This is a genomic window from Streptomyces sp. NPDC087428, from assembly GCF_044744085.1.
Lineage (GTDB): Bacteria > Actinomycetota > Actinomycetes > Streptomycetales > Streptomycetaceae > Streptomyces.
In genome coordinates this window covers 323,221-349,696 of record NZ_JBIUXR010000002.1, presented here as the reverse complement: position 1 = coordinate 349,696, position 26,476 = coordinate 323,221, and the positions used below count along the sequence as shown (strand labels likewise).

At 70.5% G+C, this 26,476-nt stretch carries 21 protein-coding genes; 19 read left to right on the top strand and 2 right to left on the bottom strand.

Annotated features, from left to right (window positions below; all coding sequences use genetic code 11):
- Positions 1–35 precede the first annotated feature (35 nt).
- The 15 genes from ACIO3R_RS05310 (at position 36) to ACIO3R_RS05240 (ending at position 17,024) form a co-directional block, all read left to right on the top strand.
- On the top strand, positions 36–614 hold the full coding sequence (locus ACIO3R_RS05310) for a hypothetical protein (RefSeq protein ID WP_385028969.1): 579 nt from the start codon (positions 36–38) through the stop codon (positions 612–614).
- Between the two features lie 4 nt (positions 615–618).
- The gene (locus ACIO3R_RS05305) at positions 619–2,604 is read left to right on the top strand and encodes a peptidoglycan D,D-transpeptidase FtsI family protein (protein ID WP_402103493.1); all 1,986 of its coding nucleotides are present in this window, start codon (positions 619–621) and stop codon (positions 2,602–2,604) included.
- 18 nt (positions 2,605–2,622) lie between these two features.
- Positions 2,623–4,341: a UDP-N-acetylmuramoyl-L-alanyl-D-glutamate--2,6-diaminopimelate ligase gene (locus ACIO3R_RS05300; RefSeq protein WP_385028975.1), complete on the top strand. Its 1,719-nt coding sequence runs from the start codon at positions 2,623–2,625 to the stop codon at positions 4,339–4,341.
- 4 nt (positions 4,342–4,345) lie between these two features.
- Positions 4,346–5,752, top strand: a complete 1,407-nt coding sequence (murF, locus tag ACIO3R_RS05295; RefSeq protein WP_385028977.1) for a UDP-N-acetylmuramoyl-tripeptide--D-alanyl-D-alanine ligase — start codon at positions 4,346–4,348, stop codon at positions 5,750–5,752.
- On the top strand, positions 5,749–6,819 hold the full coding sequence (mraY, locus tag ACIO3R_RS05290) for a phospho-N-acetylmuramoyl-pentapeptide-transferase (protein WP_123469991.1): 1,071 nt from the start codon (positions 5,749–5,751) through the stop codon (positions 6,817–6,819). Before murF ends, mraY begins: the two co-directional genes overlap by 4 nt.
- Entirely contained in the window at positions 6,816–8,243 is a 1,428-nt protein-coding gene (murD, locus tag ACIO3R_RS05285; protein ID WP_402103488.1) for a UDP-N-acetylmuramoyl-L-alanine--D-glutamate ligase, read from the top strand. The genes mraY and murD overlap by 4 nt, the downstream gene beginning before the upstream one ends.
- 115 nt (positions 8,244–8,358) lie before the next feature.
- On the top strand, positions 8,359–9,801 hold the full coding sequence (gene ftsW, locus ACIO3R_RS05280; protein ID WP_402103485.1) for a putative lipid II flippase FtsW: 1,443 nt from the start codon (positions 8,359–8,361) through the stop codon (positions 9,799–9,801).
- A gap of 6 nt (positions 9,802–9,807) precedes the next feature.
- Positions 9,808–10,902 carry an undecaprenyldiphospho-muramoylpentapeptide beta-N-acetylglucosaminyltransferase gene (murG, locus tag ACIO3R_RS05275; protein ID WP_123469986.1) on the top strand — a complete coding sequence of 365 codons (1,095 nt, stop codon included), beginning with the start codon at positions 9,808–9,810 and terminating at the stop codon, positions 10,900–10,902.
- A gap of 50 nt (positions 10,903–10,952) precedes the next feature.
- Positions 10,953–11,747: a cell division protein FtsQ/DivIB gene (locus tag ACIO3R_RS05270; protein ID WP_385028986.1), complete on the top strand. Its 795-nt coding sequence runs from the start codon at positions 10,953–10,955 to the stop codon at positions 11,745–11,747.
- A gap of 275 nt (positions 11,748–12,022) precedes the next feature.
- Positions 12,023–13,237 carry a cell division protein FtsZ gene (gene ftsZ, locus ACIO3R_RS05265; protein WP_363021379.1) on the top strand — a complete coding sequence of 405 codons (1,215 nt, stop codon included), beginning with the start codon at positions 12,023–12,025 and terminating at the stop codon, positions 13,235–13,237.
- On the top strand, positions 13,234–13,992 hold the full coding sequence (pgeF, locus tag ACIO3R_RS05260) for a peptidoglycan editing factor PgeF (RefSeq protein WP_402103479.1): 759 nt from the start codon (positions 13,234–13,236) through the stop codon (positions 13,990–13,992). Before ftsZ ends, pgeF begins: the two co-directional genes overlap by 4 nt.
- A gap of 6 nt (positions 13,993–13,998) precedes the next feature.
- On the top strand, positions 13,999–14,727 hold the full coding sequence (locus ACIO3R_RS05255) for a YggS family pyridoxal phosphate-dependent enzyme (protein ID WP_402103476.1): 729 nt from the start codon (positions 13,999–14,001) through the stop codon (positions 14,725–14,727).
- 125 nt (positions 14,728–14,852) lie between these two features.
- The gene (locus ACIO3R_RS05250; RefSeq protein WP_073735522.1) at positions 14,853–15,464 is read left to right on the top strand and encodes a cell division protein SepF; all 612 of its coding nucleotides are present in this window, start codon (positions 14,853–14,855) and stop codon (positions 15,462–15,464) included.
- A gap of 71 nt (positions 15,465–15,535) precedes the next feature.
- On the top strand, positions 15,536–15,820 hold the full coding sequence (locus ACIO3R_RS05245) for a YggT family protein (RefSeq protein WP_385028995.1): 285 nt from the start codon (positions 15,536–15,538) through the stop codon (positions 15,818–15,820).
- Positions 15,821–15,869: 49 nt separating this feature from the next.
- Positions 15,870–17,024 (top strand): DivIVA domain-containing protein, encoded by a 1,155-nt coding sequence (locus ACIO3R_RS05240; protein WP_402103473.1) that lies wholly within the window; start codon positions 15,870–15,872, stop codon positions 17,022–17,024.
- Positions 17,025–17,333: 309 nt separating this feature from the next.
- Here ACIO3R_RS05240 and ileS read toward each other — a convergent pair whose 3' ends face one another.
- The gene (gene ileS / locus ACIO3R_RS05235) at positions 17,334–20,483 is read right to left on the bottom strand and encodes an isoleucine--tRNA ligase (protein WP_402103471.1); all 3,150 of its coding nucleotides are present in this window, start codon (positions 20,481–20,483) and stop codon (positions 17,334–17,336) included.
- Positions 20,484–21,056: 573 nt separating this feature from the next.
- Between ileS and ACIO3R_RS05230 the strand changes: the two genes are divergently transcribed.
- Genes ACIO3R_RS05230 through ACIO3R_RS05215 form a run of 4 tightly spaced genes read left to right on the top strand, consistent with a single transcriptional unit; the run spans position 21,057 to position 23,967 of the window.
- A complete protein-coding gene (locus ACIO3R_RS05230; RefSeq protein ID WP_385034448.1) occupies positions 21,057–21,812 on the top strand; it encodes a TraR/DksA family transcriptional regulator in 756 nt (251 codons plus the stop codon).
- A gap of 57 nt (positions 21,813–21,869) precedes the next feature.
- Positions 21,870–22,523 carry a signal peptidase II gene (gene lspA / locus ACIO3R_RS05225; RefSeq protein ID WP_385034450.1) on the top strand — a complete coding sequence of 218 codons (654 nt, stop codon included), beginning with the start codon at positions 21,870–21,872 and terminating at the stop codon, positions 22,521–22,523.
- 23 nt (positions 22,524–22,546) lie between these two features.
- Positions 22,547–23,488, top strand: a complete 942-nt coding sequence (locus ACIO3R_RS05220) for an RluA family pseudouridine synthase (RefSeq protein ID WP_362953621.1) — start codon at positions 22,547–22,549, stop codon at positions 23,486–23,488.
- Positions 23,485–23,967 (top strand): GNAT family N-acetyltransferase, encoded by a 483-nt coding sequence (locus ACIO3R_RS05215; protein ID WP_385034453.1) that lies wholly within the window; start codon positions 23,485–23,487, stop codon positions 23,965–23,967. The genes ACIO3R_RS05220 and ACIO3R_RS05215 overlap by 4 nt, the downstream gene beginning before the upstream one ends.
- A gap of 23 nt (positions 23,968–23,990) precedes the next feature.
- Here ACIO3R_RS05215 and ACIO3R_RS05210 read toward each other — a convergent pair whose 3' ends face one another.
- On the bottom strand, positions 23,991–26,306 hold the full coding sequence (locus ACIO3R_RS05210) for a glycosyl hydrolase family 95 catalytic domain-containing protein (RefSeq protein ID WP_402103466.1): 2,316 nt from the start codon (positions 26,304–26,306) through the stop codon (positions 23,991–23,993).
- Between the last annotated feature and the right edge of the window lie 170 nt (positions 26,307–26,476).

The following is a 26,476-nucleotide window of genomic DNA, read 5'->3' as shown; positions in this document are numbered from 1 at the left end:
GGCGTGCGGACGCGGCCGAGGGACGGGGCGGCGCGGTGAGCAAAGCGGCCGGGCAGTTGAAAGGGCGTGCCGCACGGCTCTCCCGGCTGATGCCGGCCGGGCCGAGCAACGCGGCCCGTGCCCCCTTCGTCCTGCTGGTCGTCCTGCTCCTGGGCGGCGGCCTGATCACCTTGTTGCTGCTGAACTCCGCGCTCAACGAAGGATCGTTCCGGCTGAGCGAGCTGAAGAAGCGCACCACCGACCTCACCGACGAGCAGCAGGCGCTCCAGCGTGACGTCGACAGCTCCGCGGAGCCCGACGCCCTGGCCCGGCGCGCCCGGGAACTGGGCATGGTCCCCGGCGGCAGCCCCGTCTTCCTGGGTCCCGACGGCACGGTCCGGGGTGTGCCGTCGACCGCCACCGCCGAGCCGACCCCCACGCCGCCGCAGGAGACCACCGCGCCGCCGCAGGCCACCACGAGCCCGGCGGCGTCCTCCGGTCCGCCCGGCCCCACCCCTTCCGGCAGCACGACCGGCACCGCCGCCGCCCAACCGAGTACGCCCGCCGCCGACGCGGCCGGACCGGCGACTCCCAGCACCCCGGCAGACCAGCCCTCCACGAGCCCCGGCAGGTGACGCAGTGCCTTCCAAGGAACCACCGCGCCGCCGGGTCCCCGGCCCGGCGCGCCCCCGTAAGGCGGCGCCCCGCTCCGGCCGCCCCCGCCCCGACGCGAAGCGGAGCTCCTCGTCCGCCGCGCGCGGGCAGGTGCCGCGCAGCCGCTCCGGCCGCCCGCTGCGGCTCGGCAGTCCGCGCCCCAGGCTGCGGCTGGTCAGCCTCGCCCTGACGCTCGTCATGATCGCGTTCGTCGTCCGGCTCCTCCAGGTGCAGGCCGTCGACGCCAACGCGTACGCGGCCAAGGCCGACCTGAACCGCTACCTCAGCTACACCGTCGCCGCCGAGCGCGGCGAGATCACCGACCGCAGCGGCATCGCGCTGGCCACCAGCGTCGACGCGTACGACATCACCGCCGACCCCAAGATGTTCACCCCGGCCGACAGCAACGCCCCGGACGCCCCCCAGCAGGCGGCGGCCCTGCTCGCGCCCATCCTCGGCGTCGACGCCGCCGAGCTGAGGAAGAAGCTGGCGAAGCCGAAGAGCCGGTACGCGGTGCTGGCCCGCCGGCAGACCCCGCAGGTCTGGAAGCAGATCAAGGACCTCAAGTCGGTCTTCGCCGAGAAGGCCGCGAAGGACGAGGCGGCCGGCGGCCGCGGAGCCAACGTGCTGGCCGGCGTCTTCCAGGAGGCGACCACCAAGCGGGTCTATCCCAACGGCGGGCTGGCCGCCGGGATACTGGGTTACGTCAACGCGGAGGGCAAGGGCGCGGGCGGCCTGGAGTCGCAGCTGGACAAGGAGCTGGCGGGCGAGGACGGCACGATCAAGTACGCCCAGTCCGGCGGCCGCCGGGTGCCCACCGCGGGCACCAAGGAGGTCCCGGCCGTCGCGGGCTCCGACATCGAGCTGACCATCGACCGCGACATCCAGTGGGCGGCCCAGAAGGCCATCTCCGAACAGGTGGCGAAGTCCAAGGCCGACCGCGGCTACGTGGTCGTCCAGAACACCCGGACGGGCGAGGTGTTGGCCATGGCCAACGCCCCCGGCTTCGATCCCAACGACCTCTCGCAGGCCGACGCGGCGTCGCTGGGCAACGCCGCGCTCCAGGACGTGTACGAGCCCGGCTCCACCAGCAAGGTCATGTCCATGGCCGCGGTGCTGGAGGAAGGAGTCGCCACCCCCGGCACCCACGTCACCGTCCCGAACCGGCTGCACCGCGGCGACCGGCAGTTCAAGGACGACATCGACCACCCCACCTGGTACCTGACGCTCAACGGCGTCCTGGCCAAGTCCAGCAACATCGGAACCATCATGGCCGCCGGACAGCTCGGCAAGACCCAGGCCCAGGCCAACAAGACGCTCTACTCCTACCTGCGCAAATTCGGCATCGGCTCACCGACCGGACTCGGCTACCCGGGTGAGACCCCCGGCATCCTCGCCAAGCCGCAGGACTGGTCGACCTCGCAGCAGTACACGATCCCGTTCGGCCAGGGCCTCTCGCTCAACGCCGTGCAGGCCGCCTCGATCTACTCCACGATCGCCAACGGCGGGGTCCGGATCGCACCGACCCTCGTCCGCGGCACCAAGGGCGCCGACGGCCGCTTCACCGCCGCCGACGCACCCGAGCAGACCCGGGTGGTCAGCGAGAAGACCGCCAGGACACTGTCGAGCATGCTGGAGTCGGTGGTCGGCGACCAGGAGGGCACCGGAACGCAGGCCAAGATCCCCGGCTACCGGGTCGCGGGCAAGACCGGTACGGCCAACCGGGTCGATCCGCTGCGCGGCGGCTACCACGGCTACACCGCCTCCTTCGCCGGCTTCGCACCCGCCGACAACCCCCAGATCACCGTCTACTGTGCGATCCAGAACCCCACCAAGGGCGGCTATTTCGGCGGCCAGATCTGCGGACCCATCTACAAGCAGGTCATGGAATTCGCGCTCAAGACGCTTCAGACCGCACCGTCCGGCAGCGAGCCGGCCAGGCTGCCGGTGTCCTTCAAACCCGGCGAGTGAACTCGGGGAGACCCTCCAGTGACAACCATCACCCCTGATCCCGGGAACCGGAACGGGAACCACCGCGACCCCGCCCCCTCACTTCGCGAGAGGCCGGGTGCTCCCGGTACGCTCACCGCCGTGCCCCACGCTGAACAGTCCCGAACCACCCAGAAGGACGCCCCTGTGAACTACCCGGGAGCGCCCCGCCCGGATCGGCTGCGGCCGACCTCCATGGTTACGCTGGCAGCCAGGCTGGGAGTCGAACCGCCCGGCACCGGCGAAGTCACCGGCATCACCCATGACTCCCGGGCCGTGCGCCCCGGAGACGTCTACGCGGCCCTGCCCGGTGCCCGCCTCCACGGCGCCGACTTCACCGCCCAGGCGGCCGGCCTCGGCGCGGCCGCCATCCTCACCGACCCGGCGGGCGCCGAACGCGCCGCCGCCACCGGACTCCCGGTGCTGGTCACCGAGGACCCACGCGGCCGGATGGGGGAACTCGCCGCCGAGATCTACGGACACCCGGGCACCGACCTGCTCCAGATCGGCATCACCGGTACCTCCGGCAAGACCACCACCGCCTACCTCATCGAGGGCGGCTTCCGCGGCGCAGGACGCAGCACCGGTCTGATCGGCACCGTGGAGATGCGGATCGGCGACGAACGCATCAAGTCCGAACGGACCACCCCCGAGGCCACCGATCTGCAGGCCCTGCTCGCCGTCATGCGCGAACGCGGTGCCGACGCGGTGACCATGGAGGTCTCCAGCCACGCCCTGGTGCTCGGCCGGGTCGACGGCTGCGTCTTCGACGTCGCCGTCTTCAACAACCTCAGCCCCGAGCACATGGAGTTCCACTCCGGCATGGAGGACTACTTCCAGGCCAAGGCACGGCTGTTCACCCCGCAGCGCAGCAGGCAGGCCGTCGTCAACTTCGACGACGCGTACGGACGCAGGCTGATCACCGAGGCCTCCGTCCCGGTCACCACCTTCTCCGCGGAGGGCCACCCCGACGCCGACTGGCGGGCCGAGGACGTCGAGGTCGGCCAGCTCGGCTCCACCTTCACCGTCGTCGGCCCCAAGGACGAACGGGCCACCGCCAGGGCCCCGCTGCCCGGACCGTTCAACGTCGCCAACACCCTGGCCGCGATCGTCACCCTCGCGGTCGCGGGCATCGACCCGCAGATCGCGGCCGACGGCGTCGCCGTCGTGCCCGGGGTGCCCGGCCGGCTGGAGCGGGTCGACGCCGGACAGCCGTATCTCGCGCTCGTCGACTACGCGCACAAGACCGACGCCGTCGAATCGGTGCTCCGCTCCCTGCGGAAGGTCACCGAGGGCAAGCTGCACATCGTCCTCGGCTGCGGCGGCGACCGCGACACCACCAAGCGCGGTCCGATGGGCGCAGCCGCGGCACGCCTCTCCGACACCGCCGTACTGACCTCCGACAACCCCCGCTCGGAGGACCCCCTGGGCATCCTCGCCGCCATGCTCGCGGGCGCCGCAGAGGTGCCCGTGCACGAGCGCGGTGACGTCCTGGTCGACGCCGACCGGGCCGCCGCCATCGCCGCCGCGGTCGGCCGGGCCGGGCCCGGCGACACCGTCATCGTCGCGGGCAAGGGCCACGAGCAGGGCCAGGACATCCACGGAGTGGTGCGCCCCTTCGATGACCGGGTGGTCCTGCGCGAGGCCATCGAGCGGTCCCTGGGACACGAGAGCTCCGCCCACCGTGCCGCCACCCACGAGAACAACAGTCAGGGATGACCAAGTGATCGCCCTTTCCCTCGCCGAGATCGCCGAAATCGTCGGCGGGCAGTCGTACGACATACCGGATCCGGCAGCAACCGTCAGCGGGCCGGTCGTCATCGACTCCCGCGCGGTGAAGCCAGGCAGCCTCTTCGTCGCCTTCGCCGGCGAACGGGTCGACGGCCACGACTACGCGCAGCGCGCGGTCGAGGCGGGCGCGGCAGTCGTCCTGGCCGCCCGCCCCGTCGGCGTTCCCGCGATCGTCGTGGACGACGTCGTGGCGGCGCTCGGCGCGCTCGCCCGCGCCGTCACCGGGCGCCTCGGCACCACCGTGGTCGCCCTCACCGGGTCCGCCGGCAAGACCTCCACCAAGGACCTGATCGCCCAGCTCCTGGAGCGCAAGGGCCCCACCGTCTACCCGCTGGGCAACCTCAACAACGAGATCGGGCTGCCGCTCACCGCGCTGCGCGCCACCGAGGAGACCCGGCACCTGGTCCTCGAAATGGGTGCCCGCTACATCGGGGACATCTGTTACCTCACCGGCCTCGTCCCGCCCCGGATCGGCCTCGTCCTGAACGTCGGCACCGCCCACATCGGCGAGTTCGGCGGCCGCGAGCAGATCGCCCAGGCCAAGGGCGAGATGGTCGAGTCGCTGCCCGAGGACGGCCTCGCCGTCCTCAACGCCGACGACCCGCTCGTACGCGCCATGACCTCCCGCACCAAGGCCCGCGTCCTGCTCTTCGGTGAAGCCGCGGATGCGGACGTACGGGGAGAGAACGTGCGGCTCACGGACGACGGACGGCCCGCGTTCCGCCTCCACACACCCACCGGGTGCAGCGATGTGACCATGCGCCTGTACGGTGAGCACCACGTGTCGAACGCGCTCGCCGCGGCCGCCGTCGCCCATGAGTTGGGCCTGTCCGCAGACGAGATCGCCGAGGCGCTCTCCGAGGCGGGCACCCTCTCCCGCTGGCGCATGGAGGTCACCGAGCGTCCGGACGGCGTGACGTTCGTCAATGACGCCTACAACGCCAACCCCGAATCCATGAGAGCCGCGCTGCGCGCGCTGGCCGCCATGGGGAAGGGGCGTCGTACGTGGGCGGTGCTCGGCCAGATGGCCGAGCTCGGCGACGCCTCGCTCACCGAGCACGACGCGGTCGGACGGCTCGCCGTCCGGCTCAACGTCAGCAAGCTCGTCGCGGTCGGGGGCAGAGAAGCCTCCTGGCTGCAACTGGGCGCATACAACGAGGGTTCGTGGGGTGAGGAGTCGGTGCATGTGTCCGACGCACAGGCTGCCGTCGACCTGTTGCGCAGTGAACTGCGCCCGGGAGACGTCGTGCTGGTGAAGGCGTCCCGGTCGGTCGGCCTGGAGCAGGTTGTCATGGCACTGCTGGATAACGCGACCGAGGGCGAGGTCGCCGGCCGATGAGGCAGATCCTCTTCGCGGGGGCCATCGGGCTCTTCCTGACCCTGGTCGGTACCCCGCTGCTGATCAAGCTGCTGGCCCGCAAGGGATACGGGCAGTTCATCCGGGACGACGGCCCGCGCAGCCACGGATCGAAGAAGGGCACGCCCACCATGGGCGGCATCGCCTTCATCCTGGCGACGATCATCGCGTACGTCCTGGCGAAGGTGATCACCGGCGAGGACATGCGCTTCTCCGGTGTGCTGGTCCTCTTCCTGATGGCCGGCATGGGACTCGTCGGGTTCCTCGACGACTACATCAAGATCGTCAAACAGCGTTCGCTGGGCCTGCGGGCCAAGGCGAAGATGGCCGGTCAGCTGATCGTCGGCATCGCCTTCGCGGTGCTCTCGCTCCAGTTCGCCGACGCCCGCGGCAACACCCCCGCCTCCACCAAGCTCTCGTTCGTCGAGGACTTCGGCTGGTCGATCGGCCCGGTGCTGTTCGTGGTCTGGGCGCTCTTCATGATTCTCGCCATGTCCAACGGCGTGAACCTGACGGACGGTCTGGACGGCCTCGCCACCGGTGCGTCGGTGATGGTCTTCGGCGCGTACACCTTCATCGGGCTCTGGCAGTTCCAGGAGTCCTGCGCCAACGCGGCCACCCTCACCAACCCGAGCGCCTGCTTCGAAGTGCGAGATCCACTCGACCTCGCGGTCGTGGCCTCCGCACTGATGGGCTCCTGCTTCGGCTTCCTGTGGTGGAACACCTCGCCCGCCAAGATCTTCATGGGTGACACCGGTTCGCTCGCCCTCGGCGGCGCGCTCGCCGGTCTGGCGATCTGCTCCCGCACCGAGTTCCTGATGGCGGTGCTCGGCGGTCTCTTCGTGATGATCACGATGTCCGTCGTCATCCAGGTCGGCTCGTTCAAGATGACCGGCAAGCGGGTGTTCCGGATGGCGCCGCTCCAGCACCACTTCGAACTCAAGGGGTGGTCCGAAGTCCTTGTCGTGGTCCGCTTCTGGATCATCCAGGGCATGTGCGTGATCGTCGGTCTCGGCCTCTTCTACGCAGGATGGGCAGCCAAGAAGTGAGCAGCACGGACTGGCAGGGCAAGCACGTCACGGTCGCCGGACTCGGGGTCTCCGGGATCCCGGCGGCCCGGGTGCTGCGCGGTCTCGGCGCCGTCGTCACTGTCGTCAACGACGGGGACGACGAGCGCTCCCGCGCCCAGGCCGCGGAGCTGGAGGCGCAGGGCATCACCGTGCGCCTCGGCGACGGGGCCACCCTGCCCGAGTCCACCGAGCTCATCGTCACCACCCCGGGCTGGAAGCCCGACAAACCGCTGTTCGCCGCGGCCGCCGAGGCGGGCGTCCCGGTCTGGGGCGACGTCGAACTCGCCTGGCGGCTGCGCGGCAGGGACGGCCGGGCACCGGCCCCCTGGCTCGCGGTCACCGGCACCAACGGCAAGACCACGACCGTGCGGATGCTCGCCTCGATCCTGGAGGCGGCCGGGCTGCGCACCGCGGCCGTCGGCAACATCGGCGTCTCGCTCCTGGACGCCGTCCTCGGCGAGCAGGAGTACGACGTCCTCGCCGTCGAGCTGTCCAGCTACCAGCTGCACTGGTCGCCCTCGGTGCGCGCCCACTCCGCGGCCGTCCTCAACCTGGCCCCCGACCACCTCGACTGGCACGGCTCCATGGAGGCGTACGTCGCCGACAAGGGCCGGATCTACGAGGGCAACGAAGTCGCCTGCGTCTACAACGTCGAGGACCCCGCCACCGAGGAACTGGTGCGCGGCGCGGACGTCGAGGAGGGCTGCCGGGCGATCGGCTTCACCCTCGGCACTCCCGGCCCCTCCCAGCTCGGCGTCGTCGACGGCATCCTCGTCGACCGCGCCTTCGTGACGAACCGGCAGAAGCAGGCGCAGGAGCTCGCCGAGGTCGGGGACGTGAACCCGCCCGTCCCGCACAACATCGCCAACGCGCTGGCGGCCGCGGCGCTGGCCCGCGCCTACGGCGTCGCACCGGCCGCCGTACGGGACGGGCTGCGGGCCTTCCGCCCGGACCCGCACCGCATCGAGCAGGTCGCGCAGGCCGGCGGGGTCACGTACATCGACGACTCCAAGGCCACCAACACCCACGCCGCCGAGGCCTCCCTCGCCTCCTACGACCCGATCGTCTGGATCGCCGGGGGCCTGGCCAAGGGCGCCACCTTCGACGAGCTGGTGACCGGGTGCGCGAAGCGTCTGCGGGGCGTCGTCCTGATGGGCGCCGACCGAGCCCTGATCCGCGAAGCCCTCGCGCGACACGCGCCCGAGGTCCCGGTGGTCGACCTCGACCGGACCGACACTGGGGCGATGTCGGAGGCGGTCCGCGAGGCGGCACGGCTCGCCCGGCCGGGAGACACCGTACTGATGGCCCCGGCCTGCGCCTCGATGGACATGTTCGTCAATTACAACAAGCGGGGCGAGGCCTTCGCGGACGCCGTCCGCGCACTCGTCGCCGAGAGCGCCTGACGGACCCGGCCTCCGCGCCGTACCGTCCCGGGACAACCGGGTACGTACGGCTGTGCCGCGGCCGCGGGCACTCGGCGCCGAAGCCCCGGGCACGAGCAGTGGAGGGGACAGGACCATGCCGGCCGAAGAGAGCTCTGCCGCACGCGGCAGGGAGCGCTCACGGGCGACCACGGCGATCAGCCGGGCGCTCCATCCGTCCCTCCTCGCGACCGGGGGTGCCCCGCTGCCGGACGGACTCGCCCTGCGCGTCCGGTCGGCTCCCGGCTCCCGGCGGCCCCCCGCGGCCCGCTCCAGGAGCACGGGAGGCCCCCGCACCCCGCGCGGCGGCGGTGTGCGGCGCTTCTACGAGCAGGCACGCCGGGCCTGGGACCGCCCGCTGACCGCGTACTACCTGATCCTGGGTGCCGGGCTGCTCATCACCGTGCTCGGGCTCGTCATGGTCTACTCCGCCTCGATGATCAAGGCGCTGGAACTCGACAAGCCGGGCACCTACTTCTTCCGCAAGCAGTTCCTGGCCGCCGTCATCGGGGCCGGGCTGATGGCGGTCGCCGCCCGGATGCCGGTGAAACTGCACCGCGCCCTGTCCTACCCGCTGCTGACGGGCGCCGTCTTCCTGATGGTGCTGGTCCAGGTGCCGGGGATAGGGATGTCGGTCAACGGCAACCGGAACTGGCTCTACCTGGGCGGCCCCTTCCAGCTCCAGCCCAGCGAGTTCGGCAAGCTCGCCCTCGTCCTGTGGGGGGCCGACCTGCTCGCCCGCAAACAGGACAAGCGGCTGCTGAACCAGTGGAAGCACATGCTCGTGCCGCTCGTCCCGGTCGCCTTCATGCTGCTCGGGCTGATCATGCTCGGCGGTGACATGGGCACTGCGATCATTCTCACGGCGATCCTGTTCGGGCTGCTCTGGCTGGCCGGGGCGCCCACGCGGCTGTTCGCCGGAGTGCTCGCCACCGCCGGCCTGATCGGCTTCGTACTGATCAAGACCAGTCCGAACCGGATGGCCAGGCTCGACTGCATGGGCGCCAGCGAACCCGGACCGGGCGGCTCGTGCTGGCAGGCCGTACACGGTATCTACGCTCTGGCGTCCGGCGGCTGGTTCGGATCCGGGCTCGGTGCGAGTGTGGAAAAATGGGGTCAACTCCCCGAACCTCACACCGACTTCATCTTCGCCATCACGGGGGAGGAACTGGGGTTGGCGGGGACGCTGTCGGTACTCGCCCTCTTCGCGGCTCTAGGCTATGCGGGTATCCGCGTGGCCGGACGCACGGAGGACCCCTTCGTGAGGTATGCCGCGGGAGGTGTGACCACCTGGATCACGGCTCAGGCCGTGATCAACATCGGTGCGGTGCTCGGTCTGCTTCCGATCGCCGGTGTCCCGCTCCCGCTGTTCTCCTACGGAGGGTCGGCCCTGCTGCCGACCATGTTCGCTGTCGGGCTGCTGATCGCGTTCGCGCGAGAGGATCCCGCCGCGAAGGCGGCCCTGGCCATGCGGAGGCCCGGGGTGAGATGGAAGACGATGAGACGGCGCATCAAGAAGCGTCCGTCCGGAGAGCGGTGAATTTCGGTGCATGTCGTACTCGCCGGTGGGGGGACCGCCGGCCACATCGAGCCCGCGCTTGCCCTCGCGGACGCCCTGCGCAGGCAGGACCCGAGCGTGGGAATCACCGCTCTCGGCACGGAGCGCGGACTCGAGACAAGACTCGTACCCGAGCGGGGGTACGAACTCGCCCTGATCCCGGCCGTACCGCTGCCGCGCAAGCCCACCCCCGAACTCATCACCGTCCCGGGGCGGCTGCGCGGCACCATCAAGGCCGCCGAGCAGATCCTGGAACGGACCAAGGCGGACTGCGTGGTCGGGTTCGGCGGCTACGTCGCGCTGCCCGGCTACCTCGCCGCCAAACGCGCCGGGGTGCCGATCGTGGTGCACGAGGCCAACGCCCGGCCGGGCCTGGCCAACAAGATCGGTTCGCGGTACGCGCACGGGGTCGCCGTCTCCACCCCCGACAGCAAGCTGCGCGGTGCCCGCTACATCGGGATCCCGCTGCGCCGCACCATCGCCACCCTGGACCGGGCCCGGGTCCGTCCTGAGGCGCGTGCCGCCTTCGGGCTCGACCCCAACCTGCCGACGCTGCTGGTCTCCGGCGGCTCGCAGGGCGCCCGGCACCTCAATGAGGTGGTCCAGCGGGTCGCCCCGCTGATGCAGCGCTCCGGAATCCAGATCCTGCACGTGGTCGGCCCGAAGAACGAAATGCCGCGCGTGGACAACATGCCCGGTATGCCGCCCTATATCCCGGTACCGTATGTGGACCGGATGGACCTCGCGTACGCCGCGGCCGACATGATGCTCTGCCGCGCGGGCGCGATGACCGTCGCCGAACTCACCGCCGTCGGGCTTCCCGCCGCCTACGTCCCGCTGCCGATCGGCAACGGCGAACAGCGGCTCAACGCCCAGCCGGTGGTCAACGCCGGCGGCGGGCTGCTGGTGGACGACGCGGCACTCACTCCCGAGTGGGTCCAGGGCAACGTCCTTCCGGTGCTGGCGGATCCGCACCGATTGTATGAAATGTCCCGTGCTGCCGCCGAGTTCGGCCGCCGGGACGCCGACGACCTGCTGGTCGGCATGGTGTACGAGGCGATTGCCGCACGCCGAGGCGCGTGAGGCGGACGGGTCCGGGGGCGGCGCCCCCGGACCCGGCATAAGGAGCGAGCGTGGCCGGACCGACGACCGCCCAGCGCGGTGCAGGGCAGCAGGAGGACACCCCGGACCGGCCGCCGCGCCCGGACGCCCGGGGGCGCCGGATGTCCCGGCTGAGGCTGCTGATCGTGATCGCCGCGGCCGTGCTGGTCGTCGGCTCCGGCGCCGTCTGGGCGCTCTACGGCTCGTCCTGGCTCCGGACCGAACAGGTCCGGATCACCGGTGTCGACGTGCTGTCACCCGCCGAGGTGGAGGCCGCCGCGGCGGTGCCGATGGGCGCTCCGCTGATTTCCGTGGACACGGACTCCATCGCGAACCGGTTGCGCCAGAAGTTGCCTCGTATCGACTCGGTGGATGTCGTACGGTCATGGCCGCACGGCATCGGACTTAAGGTGACCGAACGAAAGCCGGTTCTGCTGGTGAAAAAGGGCGCAAAGTTCATTGAAGTGGACGCCAAAGGCGTGCGCTTCGCCACGGTGGACAAGGCGCCCCGGCGTGTACCTCTGCTGGAATTGACCCCGGGTCGGTCAGCGAGTCTGCACCGTTTCGGCAGCGACCGGCTGGTGCGGGAGGCGGTCCGGGTCGCGGGCGGCCTCCCGGACGGCGTCGCCAGGGACACCGAGGTCGTGCGGGTCACCTCGTACGATTCGGTCTCCCTGGAACTCACTCGGGACCGTGAGGTGATCTGGGGGAGTGGTGAAGAAGGTGCGGTGAAGGCGAAAGTGCTCATCGCGCTCATGAAAGCCGCTCCCAAAGCAGGACACTTCGACGTGAGTGCACCCACCGCTCCTGCGGTGTCGGGCAGTTGACGCGCATTCGGCCTGGCCAGCACCCTGGTTGGTCAGCGCTACGGGTGATCACATAGGGTGAAAAGAAAAACGGGAGGTTCGGCGTGTTCGTTGAACGTGCGCCACTTGTCGACTTAGTGTCCTGTTCGGAAGAGTCCATGAAGCAGACACACTGGTAACCCTAAACTTCAACGTTAGGGTTCGGGTCGGCGTTCGGACCGTCCCAATCGGCATCCGTCGTCGCGGCGGGACTACCGCCAGCGACGACACGTAACTCGAGGCGAGAGGCCTTCGACGTGGCAGCACCGCAGAACTACCTCGCAGTCATCAAGGTCATCGGTGTCGGCGGCGGTGGTGTCAATGCCATCAACCGAATGATCGAGGTCGGTCTCAAGGGCGTCGAGTTCATCGCGATCAACACTGATGCGCAAGCCCTGTTGATGAGCGACGCCGACGTCAAGCTCGACGTCGGCCGTGAACTCACCCGTGGCCTCGGCGCCGGGGCGAACCCGGCCGTCGGTCGCAAGGCGGCAGAGGACCACCGTGAAGAGATCGAGGAGGTCCTCAAGGGGGCCGACATGGTCTTCGTCACCGCAGGCGAAGGCGGTGGCACCGGAACCGGTGGCGCCCCCGTCGTCGCCAACATCGCGCGCTCGCTCGGCGCCCTGACGATCGGCGTGGTCACCCGCCCGTTCACCTTCGAGGGCAGGCGTCGCGCGAACCAGGCGGAGGACGGCATCGCCGAACTCCGCGAAGAGGTCGACACCCTCATCGTCATTCCCAACGACCGACTGCTGTCCATCTCGGACCGCCAGGTCAGCGTGCTCGACGCGTTCAAGTCGGCCGACCAGGTACTGCTCTCGGGTGTCCAGGGCATCACCGACCTCATCACCACCCCGGGGCTGATCAACCTCGACTTCGCCGACGTCAAGTCGGTCATGTCCGAGGCCGGATCGGCGCTCATGGGCATCGGCTCCGCGCGCGGCGACGACCGTGCGGTGGCAGCGGCCGAGATGGCGATCTCCTCGCCGCTCCTGGAGGCGTCCATCGACGGCGCCCGCGGTGTCCTGCTCTCCATCTCCGGCGGCAGCGACCTCGGTCTCTTCGAGATCAACGAGGCCGCCCAGCTGGTGAGCGAGGCGGCGCACCCCGAGGCGAACATCATCTTCGGTGCGGTCATCGACGACGCACTGGGCGACGAGGTGCGGGTCACCGTGATCGCCGCGGGCTTCGACGGCGGACAGCCGCCGACCCGTCGCGAGAACGTCCTGGGCGCGAACTCCGCCAAGCGTGAGGAGTCGGCTCCGCCGGTCCGGGCCGCCGAGCCCGTGCGCCAGACGAGCGGACTGGGCTCCGTGCCCCCGCGCGAGGAGTCCCCGGTCCAGAACGAGCCGGTGCCGGTGGCCAATGAGAGCCACCTCCCGCCGGTCGCTCCGCCGCACGTCCCGCCGGCCCGTCCCTACCAGGACTCCCAGGCGGAAGAGCTGGATGTTCCGGATTTCTTGAAGTGATAGATCCGCAACACGCAGTGAACTCGAAGGACTCGGTTTCTTCAGGGGGCGGCGCCCACTTCTCCTTCACCGACAGGTGGGGAGGGGTGAGCGCCGCCCCGTATGCGGAGCTCAACCTCGGCGGCGCGGTCGGTGACGACCCCGCCGCCGTTCTCGCCAACCGCGAGCGCGCCGCCCGCAGCCGCGGTCTCGACCCGGCGCGGGTCGTCTGGATGAACCAGGTCCACGGCCGGGACGTCGCCGTGGTCGACGGACCGTGGGGCGACGCCCCCGGGATTCCCGCCGTGGACGCGGTGGTGACCGCGCGGCGCGGACTCCCGCTCGCCGTCCTCACCGCGGACTGCACCCCCGTGCTCCTCGCCGACCCGGTCGCCGGGATCGTCGCGGCGGCACACGCGGGGCGTCCCGGTCTGGTCGCCGGAGTCGTCCCCGCAGCCGTCGGGGCCATGGTCCGGCTCGGCGCGGACCCGGCGCGGATCATCGCCCGCACCGGGCCGGCCGTCTGCGGACGGTGTTACGAGGTCCCGGCCGCCATGCGGGACGAGGTCGCCGCGAGCGTCCCCGCCTCCTGGTCCGAGACCAGCTGGGGGACCCCGGCCGTGGACGTCACGGCCGGAGTCCATGCCCAGCTCGATGCCCTCGGGGTCACCGACCGGCACATGTCGCCCTTCTGCACTCTCGAATCGGGCGACCATTTCTCGTACCGACGCGACCGCACCACGGGGCGGCTCGCCGGATATGTCTGGTTGGACTGATAGGGCATGACGGACCGTAGGGCTCAACTCACAGCAAATCTCGCACAGGTGGAGGAACGCATTGCTTCCGCCTGCGCCGCCGCCGGCCGCAAGCGGGAAGAAGTGACCCTCATCGTGGTCACCAAGACCTACCCCGCGAGCGATGTGCGGATTCTGCACGAACTCGGCGTGCGCCATGTCGCGGAGAATCGCGACCAGGACGCGGCTCCCAAGGCCGCCGCATGTGCTGATCTGTCCCTCAGATGGCATTTTGTCGGTCAATTGCAGACGAATAAGGTTCGTTCTGTGGTGAGTTATGCCGATGTCGTGCAGTCAGTGGATCGCGTCAAGCTCGTGACGGCGCTCTCCGCGGCGGCTGCGCGTGAGGGGCGTGACGGGCGCGAACTCGGGTGTCTCATCCAGGTTGCGCTCGACGCGGAAAGCGGCGAACGGGGAGAGCGGGGCGGCGTCGCACCCGACGGGATCGAGGAGTTGGCCGCCGCGGTCGAATCCGCCCCGGGGCTGCGGCTGGCCGGTCTGATGACCGTCGCGCCGCTCGCCGGGCCGTTCGCCGGCAGGCAACGGGCGGCGTTCGACCGGCTGATGGAAATCTCATCCCGGCTGCGCGGGAACCATCCGGCTGCGAACATGGTCTCCGCAGGGATGAGTGCGGACCTCGAGGACGCGGTTGCGGCCGGAGCGACACATGTGCGCGTCGGTACTGCGGTACTCGGAGACCGACCCGGGCTCGGGTAACGTCGCCAAGCAAGTCGGACCACAGCAGAAAATATGGTCATTACCGCCCACGGCGGGTAGGCCACAGTGGATCGCGGGCACTTGGTGACAGATGCCGATCCACCACAGAGCGGAGGACTCAGAGCATGGCCGGCGCGATGCGCAAGATGGCGGTCTACCTCGGCCTCGTGGAGGACGATGGGTACGACGGTCCGGGGTTCGACCCCGACGACGAATTCGAACCCGAGCCGGAACCCGAGCGGGACCGGCGCCGGCACCAGCCAGCGCATCAGGTGGAACGGGAACGGGACGAACCGGTACGAGCGGTGCAGCCTCCGGCGCAGCGGGAGCCGGTCCAGATCCCGGCCGAACGAGAGCGACCCGCCCGAATCGCCCCCGTGGCATCCATCACACCTGAACGCTCGAACTTGGAGAAGAACGCACCGGTGATCATGCCCAAGGTTGTGTCCGAGCGGGAGCCCTACCGCATCACCACGCTGCACCCCAGGACCTACAACGAGGCCCGTACCATCGGGGAACACTTCCGTGAGGGCACTCCGGTGATCATGAATCTCACGGAGATGGACGACACGGACGCGAAGCGACTTGTCGACTTTGCCGCGGGACTTGTCTTCGGTCTCCATGGCAGCATTGAGCGAGTGACGCAGAAGGTCTTTCTGTTGTCGCCTGCTAACGTCGATGTCACGGCGGAGGACAAGGCCCGCATCGCAGAGGGCGGATTCTTCAACCAGAGCTGAGAACACGACACCGGGAACAACCCGGCCGAGAGGCCGGAGCTACGAGAGCCAGGGGAGAGGGAAGCGCGAGGATGGGCGTCGCTCAAAGTGTTGTCTACATCGCGTTGATGTGTTTCCTCATCGTGCTGATCTTCCGGCTTGTCATGGACTACGTCTTCCAGTTCGCACGTTCATGGCAGCCGGGCAAGCCGATGGTGATCGTTCTTGAGGCCACCTACACGATCACCGATCCACCGCTCAAGCTCCTGCGGCGGTTCATTCCGCCGCTGCGTCTCGGGGGCGTGGCACTCGACCTGTCCTTCTTCGTTCTGATGATCATCGTTTCCATCCTGATCAGCGTCGTGATCAAGGTGTGAGCGATACGGTCTTGCCGACTGCCGACGACTACGTAGAGGTGAAGAAGAGATGCCGCTGACCCCCGAGGACGTGCGGAACAAGCAGTTCACGACGGTCCGCCTCCGAGAAGGCTATGACGAGGACGAGGTTGACGCCTTCCTCGACGAGGTCGAATCGGAGCTGACCCGCCTGCTCCGTGAGAACGAGGACCTGCGCGCCAAGCTGGCCGCCGCCACGCGTGCCGCCGCGCAGAACCAGCAGCAGCAAGGTATGCGCAAGCCGGAGCAGCAGGACCGGCCCGGCGCACCGGTGCCGGCCGCCATATCTGGTCCGCCGGTCCAGCAGCAGCAGCCCCCGCAGATGGGTCCGCCCCAGCTGCCTGGTGGCGCGCCGCAGCTGCCCGCCGGTCCCAGCGGTCACGGGCCCCAGGGCCCGCACGGCCCCGGTCCGCAGGGCCCGCACGGCCCCGGCCCGATGCAGGGCGGTCCCATGGGTGGCCCGATGGGCGGCCCGATGGGTGGTCACAACCCCCAGCAGCAGCAGCAACAGCAGATGCAGCAGATGCAGCAGCAGCAGCCGCCGCAGATGCAGCAGCAGCAGGGCCCCGGCGGCGACAGCGCCGCCCGTGTCCTCTCCCTGGCGCAGCAGACCGCCGACCAGGCGATCGCGGAGGCCCGTTCCGAGGCCAACAAGATCGTCGGCGAGGCGCGCAGCCGTGCCGAGGGCCTGGAGCGCGACGCGCGTGCCAAGGCGGACGCCCTGGAGCGGGACGCGCAGGAGAAGCACCGCGTGGCGATGGGCTCCCTGGAGTCGGCCCGCGCGACGCTGGAGCGCAAGGTCGAGGACCTGCGTGGCTTCGAGCGCGAGTACCGGACGCGTCTGAAGTCCTACCTGGAGAGCCAGCTGCGTCAGCTGGAGACCCAGGCGGACGACTCGCTCGCTCCGCCGCGGACCCCGGCGGCCGCTTCGCTGCCGCCGTCGCCCTCGCTGGCTCCGGCCGGTGCGGGTGCCATGGGTCACATGGGTGGCAACCACGGCGGTCACGGCAGCCCGCAGATGGGCGGCAACCCGTCCATGGGCGGTGCGCCCTCGTACGGTGGTCAGCAGCAGATGTCCCCGGCTATGACTCAGCCGATGGCACCGGTGCGGCCGCAGGCGCCCCAGCCGATGCAGCAGGCGCCTTCGCCGATGCGAGGGTTCCTGATCGACGAGGACGACAACTGAGCGGCTGTCGCGCGTTGAGCGCGTAGCCGTCGGCAGGCTGAGGGCCGGGCCCCGGGGTTTTCCCCGGGGCCCGGCCCTTTGCCGTGGGCGGCGGCACCCGGGGGCTCCGCCCCCGGACCCCCGCTCCTCAATCGCCGGAGGGGCTTGAGGTTGCTCGGCAATCGCCGGAGAGGTTTGAGGTTGCTCGGCAATCGCCGGGGAGCTGGATGTGGCTCGGCAACAGCCCGAAGGGGCTTGGGGGTGCTCGGTGGTGGGGAACAGCGAGGGGCCCGGCCGGATGTGTCCGGCCGGGCCCCTCGGTGCTGTGGGTTACCGCTCCGTCCTGCGGAGGCGGAACGTCAGGGACAGGCCCTCGTCCTCGAACGGCTCGCCGTACGCCGTGTCCGCCTCGCCCTGGGCGTAGTCCAGGGCCAGGACCTCGTCCGCGATCAGGGACGCGTGCTCGGTCAGGGCCTCGGCCGTCGCGGGCGACGTGGACGTCCAGCGGACGGCGATGCGGTCCGCCACGTCCAGGCCGCTGTTCTTGCGGGCCTCCTGGATGAGGCGGATCGCGTCACGGGCCAGGCCCGCACGCCGCAGCTCCGGGGTGATCTCCAGGTCCAGGGCGACCGTGGCGCCCGAGTCGGACGCGACCGACCAGCCCTCGCGCGGGGTCTCCGTGATGATCACCTCGTCCGGGGCCAGCGACACCGTCTCGCCGTCGACCTCGACCGAGGCCGTGCCCTCGCGCAGGGCCAGCGACAGCGCGGCGGCGTCGGCGTTCGCGACGGCCTTGGCCACCGCCTGGACGCCCTTGCCGAACCGCTTGCCCAGCGCCCGGAAGTTGGCCTTCGCCGTCGTGTCGACCAGCGAACCGCCGACCTCGGAGAGGGACGCCACCGAGGAGACGTTCAGCTCCTCCGTGATCTGGGCGTGCAGGGCGGGGGAGAGGCTCTCGAAGCCCGAGGCCGCGACCAGGGCCCTGGACAGCGGCTGACGGGTCTTGACGCCCGACTCGGCGCGGGTGGCCCGGCCGAGCTCGACCAGCCGGCGCACCAGCGCCATCTGCGTCGAGAGCGCGGGATCGATCGCCGCCAGGTCCGCCTTCGGCCAGCCGGAGAGGTGGACCGACTCCGGGGCGTCCGGGGAGACCGGCACGATCAGGTCCTGCCAGACCCGCTCGGTGATGAACGGCGTCATCGGGGCCATCAGCCGGGTGACCGTCTCGATGACCTCGTGCAGGGTGCGCAGCGCCGCTTTGTCGCCCTGCCAGAAGCGGCGGCGGGAGCGGCGGACGTACCAGTTGGACAGGTCGTCGACGAACCCCGAGAGCAGTTTGCCGGCGCGCTGGGTGTCGTAGTTCTCCAGCGCCTGGGTGACCTGGTCGGTCAGGGCGTTCAGCTCGCTCAGCAGCCAGCGGTCCAGGACCGTGCGGTCGGCCGGGGCCGGGTCGGCCGCGGACGGCGCCCAGTTCGACGTACGGGCGTACAGCGCCTGGAAGGCGACGGTGTTCCAGTACGTGAGGAGCGTCTTGCGGACGACCTCCTGGATCGTGCCGTGGCCGACGCGCCGGGCCGCCCACGGGGAGCCGCCGGCCGCCATGAACCAGCGCACGGCGTCGGCGCCGTGCTGGTCCATCAGCGGGACCGGTTCGAGGGTGTTGCCCAGGTGCTTGGACATCTTGCGGCCGTCCTCGGCGAGGATGTGGCCCAGGCAGACCACGTTCTCGTAACTGGACTTGTCGAAGACCAGGGTGCCGATCGCCATCAGGGTGTAGAACCAGCCGCGCGTCTGGTCGATGGCCTCCGAGATGAACTGCGCCGGGTAACGGCTCTCGAAGATCTCCTTGTTCTTGTGCGGGTAGCCCCACTGCGCGAACGGCATCGAGCCCGAGTCGTACCAGGCGTCGATGACCTCGGGGACGCGGTACGCCTCCAGTTGGCAGCTCTCGTGCGAGCACGTGAACGTGATCTCGTCGATGAACGGCCGGTGCGGGTCGAGGGCGGAGAGGTCGCTGCCGGTCAGCTCGCTCAGCTCGGCGCGCGAACCGACGCAGGTGAGGTGGTCGTCCTCGCAGCGCCAGATCGGCAGCGGGGTGCCCCAGTAGCGGTTGCGGGACAGCGCCCAGTCGATGTTGTTGTTCAGCCAGTCGCCGTACCGGCCGTTCTTGACCGACTCGGGGAACCAGTTGGTCTTCTGGTTCTCCTCCAGGAGCCGGTCCTTGACAGCGGTCGTGCGGATGTACCAGGACGGCTGCGCGTAGTAGAGCAGCGCGGTGTGGCAGCGCCAGCAGTGCGGGTAGCTGTGCTCGTACGGCACGTGCCGGAAGAGCAGGCCGCGGTCCGCGAGGTCCGCGGTGAGCGCCTCGTCGGCCTTCTTGAAGAAGACGCCGCCGACCAGCGGCAGGTCCTCCTCGAAGGTGCCGTCGGGGCGGACCGGGTTCACCACCGGCAGCCCGTACGCCTTGCAGACCAGGAGGTCGTCGGCGCCGAAGGCGGGGGACTGGTGGACCAGGCCCGTACCGTCCTCGGTCGTCACGTACTCGGCGTTGACGACGTAGTGGGCGGGCGCGGGGAAGTCGACCAGGGCGAACGGGCGCTCGTACGTCCAGCGCTCCATCTCGCGGCCGGTGAAGGACCGGCCCGTGAGCTCCCAGCCCTCGCCCAGCGCCTTCTCGACGAGCGGCCGGGCGACGACGAGCTTCTCCTCGCCGTTCGTCGCGACCACGTAGTCCACCTCGGGGTGCACGGCGACGGCGGTGTTGGAGACCAGGGTCCAGGGGGTCGTCGTCCAGACCAGGAGGGCGGCCTCGCCGGCCAGCGGGCCGGAGGTGAGCGGGAAGCGCACGAAGACCGACGGGTCGACGACCGTCTCGTACCCCTGGGCCAGCTCGTGGTCCGAGAGGCCGGTACCGCAGCGCGGGCACCAGGGGGCGACGCGGTGGTCCTGGACCAGCAGGTCCTTGTTGAAGATCTCCTTCAGCGACCACCACACCGACTCGACGTACTCGGGGTCCATCGTGCGGTAGGCGTCGTCGAGGTCGACCCAGTAGCCCATCCGGGTCGTGAGCTCGGTGAAGGCGTCGGTGTAGCGGGTCACCGACTCCCGGCACTTGGCGTTGAACTCGGCGATGCCGTACGCCTCGATGTCCTTCTTGCCGTTGAAGCCCAGCTCCTTCTCGACCGCGAGCTCGACCGGCAGACCGTGGCAGTCCCAGCCGGCCTTGCGGCCGACGTGGTAGCCCTGCATGGTGCGGAAGCGCGGGAAGACGTCCTTGAAGACGCGGGCCTCGATGTGGTGGGCGCCCGGCATTCCGTTGGCGGTCGGCGGGCCCTCGTAGAAGACCCACTCGGGGCGGCCCTCGGACTGCTCCAGGCTCTTGGTGAAGACCTTGCTCTCGCGCCAGAAGTCGAGCACTGCGTGCTCCAGAGCGGGCAGGTCGACCTGGGCGGGTACCTGGCGGTACTGCGGCGATGTCATGTGCGGCTTCCTCCGGCGGACGTATTCCACTTCCGTCGGAGGGACGAGAACCGGTCGGGCTCCCGCGGTACCACCCTCCTTGGCCCCGGGCGTGCGCCCACGGCCCCCTCATTGGGGTGCGAAGCCGGTTCTACTCGCCTTGCGCCCGTGGGCGGGGCCCACGGTCCAAGGCTTTCCTCCGGCGGCTCCGGGTGATCTTCACGACGCGCTCGCCCCCGGGCTCCCACCGTCCCCGGGTCGCTCCTGGCTGCGTACGACGCTACTCGTCCCATCCACGCCTCTCGCTGCCGTCAGTGTACGGGCCCAGGGGTGTGACGGCCGACCGGTTTAACGACGGGCCCCGGCGTGACCCGAATGGCCAGACCCGGCGTACGGAGTCCTGGTGGGCCCCGGCGGGGGAGCGGAAGGCGGATTACCGGGCGGGGAGCTGGGCACAACGGATTCAGGCGCGCTGTGATCCGGACACGGGGAGGGGCGATTCGGCGGCGTGCCCCGTTGCCGCGGGGCCGGGGTCGACTTATCGTCCCAGCACGACTCGCGAGCAAGATCACAATGCGTGAAGGGGCCGCGGCCATGGTGGCGAAGAAGACCGCCGTAGAGAAGACGGCGTCGGCGCAATCCACGGGCGCGGCCGCCGGGGAGACGGCGACGGAGAAGGCTGCCGAGAAGGCGGCGCCCAGCAAAACGGCGGCCAAGAAGGCAGCGGCCAAGAAGACGGCGGCCAAGAAGGCCGCGCCGAAGAAGAGCGCGGCAGCGAAGTCCACGGCCAAGAAGGCTTCGAAGAAGGCCGCCGCGGCGGCCACGGGGGCGGCCGCGGCCGCCGAGCAGACGGGAGCCCACACGGTGGTAGCCAAGAAGAGCGCGGCCAGGACCCGGACAGCCGGCCGGGGCACGGCGCCCGTGCCCCCGGCCCGCGCCGCCGCGACCACGCCGGGGGAGCTGGCCGTACGGCCGGGCGAGGACCCCTGGACGGAGGAGGAAGTCGTGGCCGCCCGGTCCGAGCTGACCGGCGAGATCACCCGGCTGCGCAACGAGCTGGAGACCTCGGGCGCGGCGCTGGCCGGGCTGATGCGGGACTCCGGCGACGGGGCGGGTGACGACGAGGCGGACACCGGCACCAAGAACATCACCCGCGAGCACGAGATGTCGCTCGCCGCCAACGCCCAGGAGATGCTGGAGCAGACCGAGCGCGCCCTCGCCCGCCTCGACGCCGGGACGTACGGGCTCTGCGAGATCTGCGGCAACCCGATCGGCAAGGCGCGGATGCAGGCGTTCCCCCGGGCCACCCTCTGTGTGGAGGACAAACAGAAGCAGGAGCGACGCGGCTGATCCCCGCCGGTGTGTCGTACCCTCGTCCTCAGTCGGGAACTAGGTTGAGGGACTCACGTGGCAGAGGCGGAGAGCATCATCGGTACGCCGGACATCCCTGAGGCTGAGGGACACGAAGGAGCCGAGCCGGAGCGGAACGACGGGGCCGGCGCCCCGGACGGGCAGGCGGCGGACAGCACCGCGGCCGAGGACGGGGAAGCGGCGGTCGACCGTTCGCCGGCCACGCGCCGGCGCCGGATCATCCTGCTCTTCTGCGTCGCCGTCCTCGCCTACCTGCTCGACCTGGGCAGCAAGATGCTCGTGGTGGCGAAGCTGGAGCACCAGGAGCCGATCGAGATCTTCGGCAGCTGGCTCAGGCTCGACGCCATCCGCAACGCGGGAGCCGCGTTCGGTATCGGTGAGGCCTTCACGATCATCTTCACGATCATCGCGGCGACCGTCATCGTGGTGATCGCACGGCTCTCGCGCAAGCTCTACAGCCTGCCGTGGGCCGTCGCGCTCGGGCTGCTGCTCGGCGGTGCGCTGGGCAACCTCACCGACCGGATCTTCCGCGCGCCGGGCGTTCTGGAGGGCGCGGTGGTGGACTTCATCGCCCCCGCCCACTTCGCCGTCTTCAACCTGGCCGACTCCTCGATCGTCTGCGGCGGCATCCTGATCGTGATCCTCTCCTTCAAGGGCCTGGACCCCGACGGCACCGTGCACAAGGATTAGGACGCGCAAGGCATACTCGACAGGTGAGTACGCATCCCGAGATCCGAACCCTGCCCGTACCCGATGGCCTGGAAGGCGAGCGTGTCGACGCCGCCATTTCCCGGATGTTCGGTTTCTCCCGCACCAAGGCCGCAGAGCTGGCCGCCGCCGGGAAGGTGCAGGTGGACGGTTCGGTGGCGGGCAAGTCGGAACGCGTGCACGGCGGCGCCTGGCTGGAAGTGGAGATGCCGCAGGCTCCCGCGCCGGTGCAGATCGTCGCCGAGCCCGTCGAGGGCATGGAGATCGTCCACGACGACGACGACATCGTCGTGATCATGAAGCCGGTCGGTGTCGCCGCGCACCCGAGCCCCGGCTGGACCGGCACCACCGTCATCGGCGGCCTCGCCGCCGCCGGGTACCGGATCTCGACCTCGGGCGCCGCGGAGCGCCAGGGCATCGTGCACCGGCTCGACGTCGGCACCTCGGGGCTGATGGTCGTCGCCAAGTCCGAGCGCGCCTACACCCTGCTGAAGGCCCAGTTCCGGGACCGGGTCGTCGACAAGAAGTACCACGCGCTGGTCCAGGGCCACCCGGACCCGATGAGCGGCACCATCGACGCCCCCATCGGCCGCCACCCCACCCACGACTACAAGTGGGCGGTCGTCGCCGAGGGCAAGCCGTCGGTCACCCACTACGACCTGATCGAGGCGTACCGCGCCGCCAGCCTCCTGGACATCAAGCTGGAGACCGGCCGTACGCATCAGATCCGGGTGCACATGTCCGCCCACCGTCACCCCTGCGTCGGCGACCTGACCTACGGCGCCGACCCGACGATGGCCAAGCGGCTGGGCCTGACCCGGCAGTGGCTGCACGCAGTCCGGCTCGGTTTCGAGCACCCCTCCGACGGCCGCTGGGTCGAGTTCTCCAGCACCTACCCGGACGACCTCCAGCAGGCCCTGGACCGGATCGCGGCGGAGAGCGAATGACCGGCACGCCCCCCTCGTACACCACCCGCACCGCCGCCGGGGAGCAGGACCGCGCCGCCTGCTTCCAGGTCCGCAAGGACGTCTTCGTCGGTGAGCAGAACGTGCCGGAGGAGATCGAGTACGACGCCTACGACGCGGACGCGGTGCATGTCATCGCCGTCGCGGCGGACGGCACGGCGCTCGGCACCGGGCGGCTGCTGCACGGCCCCGGTGCGGTGGCGAAGACCGGCGGTGACCTCACGGTCGGCTCGCTGGGCCGGCTCGCGGTGACCAGCGGGGCGCGCGGCCTCGGGGTCGGCGCCGCGCTGGTGCGGGCCATCGAGGACGCGGGCCGCGACCTCGGCCTCGCCGCCGTCGACCTGCACGCCCAGACGCACGCGCTCGGCTTCTACGAACGGCTCGGCTACGAGGCCTACGGGCCCGAGTTCCCGGACGCGGGCATCCCGCACCGGGCGATGCGCCGCGCGCTGAACGGCTGAGTCCCCCGGCGGCCGGGCCCGGGTCAGCCCGGCAGGCCCCACTTCGTCCACGCACCGTTCGACGGCACGTCGCGCGGGCCCGGCCCGGCGGGCCGGGCACCCCGCGGGGTGATCACCGCGGTGGCGCCGCGCGGCAGGGCGACCGTGATCCGGCCCGGTCCCGTCTCCCGCCAGCGCAGCGGACGGCCGCGGCCGTCCCGCACCTCGACCGGGGCCCGGACCGAGTGGTCCAGGGTCAGCGGCGCGCCCGCCTCGCTGTGGACCCGTACCCAGCGCGTGGCACCGCCCGACCGGTCGGCGTCCACGAGGAAGGCCCCCTGGGTGCGCAGTGACGCGATCGACGCGTCGGCCCAGCGGTCCGAGACGGACGGGAAGACCTTCACCACTCCCTCGTGCCCCTGCACCACCATGTCGAGCATCGACTGGGCGGCCGACAACGGGCTCTCCAGGGCGAGGTTCTTGCCCTCCCGGTACATCGTGTTGACCGTCATCTGGCAGTCCGCGACCACCTTCAGATCGGTGAAGAAGGTCAGGAAGTCGAGGGCCTTCTCCGGCTCGCCCGTCACCGAGTACATCGACGAGGCGGTCGCGTAGCTGTAGCCGTGCCACAGCTCCCGCATCGAGACCCAGTGGTCCATGGAGCGCCGCATCACGTCCCGGTCCCCGGCCCGGTCCCAGTCGCGCTCGCGCAGCGGGTAGAGCCAGAGCAGGTGCGAGTGGTGGCGGTGGGAGTCGGCGAGCGGGACGTCCTTGCCGATCAGCACGCCGGACACCGGGTCCTGCACGTACGGGGTGAGGCGCCGCTCGATGTCCTGCCAGCGTCCGAGCCGCGGGTCGTTGTTCCGCAGCAGCTTCGAGGACGCGATGAGGGTGCGCACGCCCCAGCGGACGAGCGAGAGGTCGTACGTGCAGTCCTCGGCGTCGGCGTACTCGGGGGAGCGGGTCTCCAGCAGGTGCAGCCTGCCGTCCGGGCCCTCGCGCAGGAAGTGCGCGTAGAAGTTGACGGCCTTCGCGAGGATCGGGTGCACCACGTCGCGCAGGACGGACAGGTCCATCGAGTGCCGGTAGGACTGCCAGACGTTGTGCAGCGCCCAGATGAGGTTGCCGAAGTTGTCGGAGACGTGGTCCGAGCCGGGGGCGCCGACGTCGTACGTGTCGCCCGCGCGCAGCTGCCAGTCCGAGGGGTGGCCCAGCGCGTAGCTCTCGCCGTCGCGGTACGCGGCCGGGACCGACGTCGGGAGGTTGTGCTCGAAGCGGCGGAAGGTGCTGGTCACCGAGTCGAGTTCGGGGTGGTTGGAACCGTGGACGGGCGCCATGCCGATCTGGACGTTGAGATTCCACCAGACCGCGGTCCAGTTGTTGCCGGTCTCGGGGAACCAGGGGCCCCACTCGGAGATCGTCGGCCCGCCGGCCCTGGTCGACGCGGCGAGCTTGTAGAGCTGGATGAGGTAGAAGCTCTGCAGCCGCTTGTCCGGTACGGAGAGGAAGCTGCGCCGGTAGTACGCGTGCCACCACCCGCGGTGACGGTCCACCAGCCGGTCCGGGTCCGTGGCCAGGGTGCGGTCCACGGCGCGCAGCGCGTCCGCCGTCGCCCGGGAGACCCGGCCGGGGAAGCGGTACACGAGGTGGGCGGCGAGCAGCCGGCCGGTGCCCTCGCGCCGCTCGCGCCAGGCGGTGGTCCAGCCGCCGCCCGCGAGCAGCGGCTGCTCGACGAAGCCGTCGCCGGTCCGCGGGTCCGGGTTGGGCGTGTAGTCCTCGGGCTTGCCGCTGCTGCGGGTGGTGGCGGCCGGCAGCCACTGGAACGACCAGGCCGCGGACTCCTCGCCCGGGGTGGGCCGGGTGGAGACCAGCAGGGCGCTCGTGTCGTTCTGGACGAGGGCGGAGAAGGCCAGGGAGCCGCGGGTGGTGGTGACGGTGCCGCGCAGCTCGGCGTCGTACAGGTCCAGGGTCCAGTCGACGCCGGTGATCTCCCCGGCCAGGGTCAGGGTGAAGTACCCGACGGGGAGGCGGGAGAAGCCGATGCCGCCGCGCCACTGGCCGCGCTGGTCCTGTACCTGGCTGTGACTCAGCATCAGCTTCAGGGTGTTGGCGGACCCGCCCGCGTACAGCTGGGCGCCGAGGTGGCCGTTGGCGAGGAACGGGGCCTGCTGCCAGCCGGTGGGGAGCGTGCGCCAGGTCATGGCGGCGTCCCGGACGGTCCTCTCGTGGACGTCGGTGTCCGGACCGCCCGCCGGGGCGGGGGAGGGGGCCGCCCACGCGGTGGGGGAGCCGGCGAGCCAGAACGCGGAGGTGCCGGCAGCGGCGGCGCCGACGAAATGCCTTCGGGAGAACGCGGTCACGTGGTCTCTCCTGCCAGTCATGTATGTGGTGAGAGTTCTCGTCCCTGAATGACGCACGCCGCATACTGCCCGCCCGGAGCGGGCAGCGGAAGAGGGCTGACCGCAGAAACATCGGAGGAATGATCGGTCAGGAGAAGTGTGTGGTGGGGGTGTTACCGGGTTCGCGTGAC

Bases quoted from the DNA above. Each gene is read 5' to 3' on its own strand.
- mraY (WP_123469991.1), top strand. From the start codon at position 5,749: ATGAGGCAGATCCTCTTCGCGGGGGCCATCGGGCTCTTCCTGACCCTG.
- ftsW (WP_402103485.1), top strand. From the start codon at position 8,359: ATGCCGGCCGAAGAGAGCTCTGCCGCACGCGGCAGGGAGCGCTCACGG.
- ACIO3R_RS05255 (WP_402103476.1), top strand. From the start codon at position 13,999: ATGACGGACCGTAGGGCTCAACTCACAGCAAATCTCGCACAGGTGGAG.
- ACIO3R_RS05250 (WP_073735522.1), top strand. From the start codon at position 14,853: ATGGCCGGCGCGATGCGCAAGATGGCGGTCTACCTCGGCCTCGTGGAG.
- ACIO3R_RS05245 (WP_385028995.1), top strand. From the start codon at position 15,536: ATGGGCGTCGCTCAAAGTGTTGTCTACATCGCGTTGATGTGTTTCCTC.
- ACIO3R_RS05240 (WP_402103473.1), top strand. From the start codon at position 15,870: ATGCCGCTGACCCCCGAGGACGTGCGGAACAAGCAGTTCACGACGGTC.
- ileS (WP_402103471.1), bottom strand. From the start codon at position 20,483: ATGACATCGCCGCAGTACCGCCAGGTACCCGCCCAGGTCGACCTGCCC.
- ACIO3R_RS05230 (WP_385034448.1), top strand. From the start codon at position 21,057: ATGGTGGCGAAGAAGACCGCCGTAGAGAAGACGGCGTCGGCGCAATCC.
- ACIO3R_RS05215 (WP_385034453.1), top strand. From the start codon at position 23,485: ATGACCGGCACGCCCCCCTCGTACACCACCCGCACCGCCGCCGGGGAG.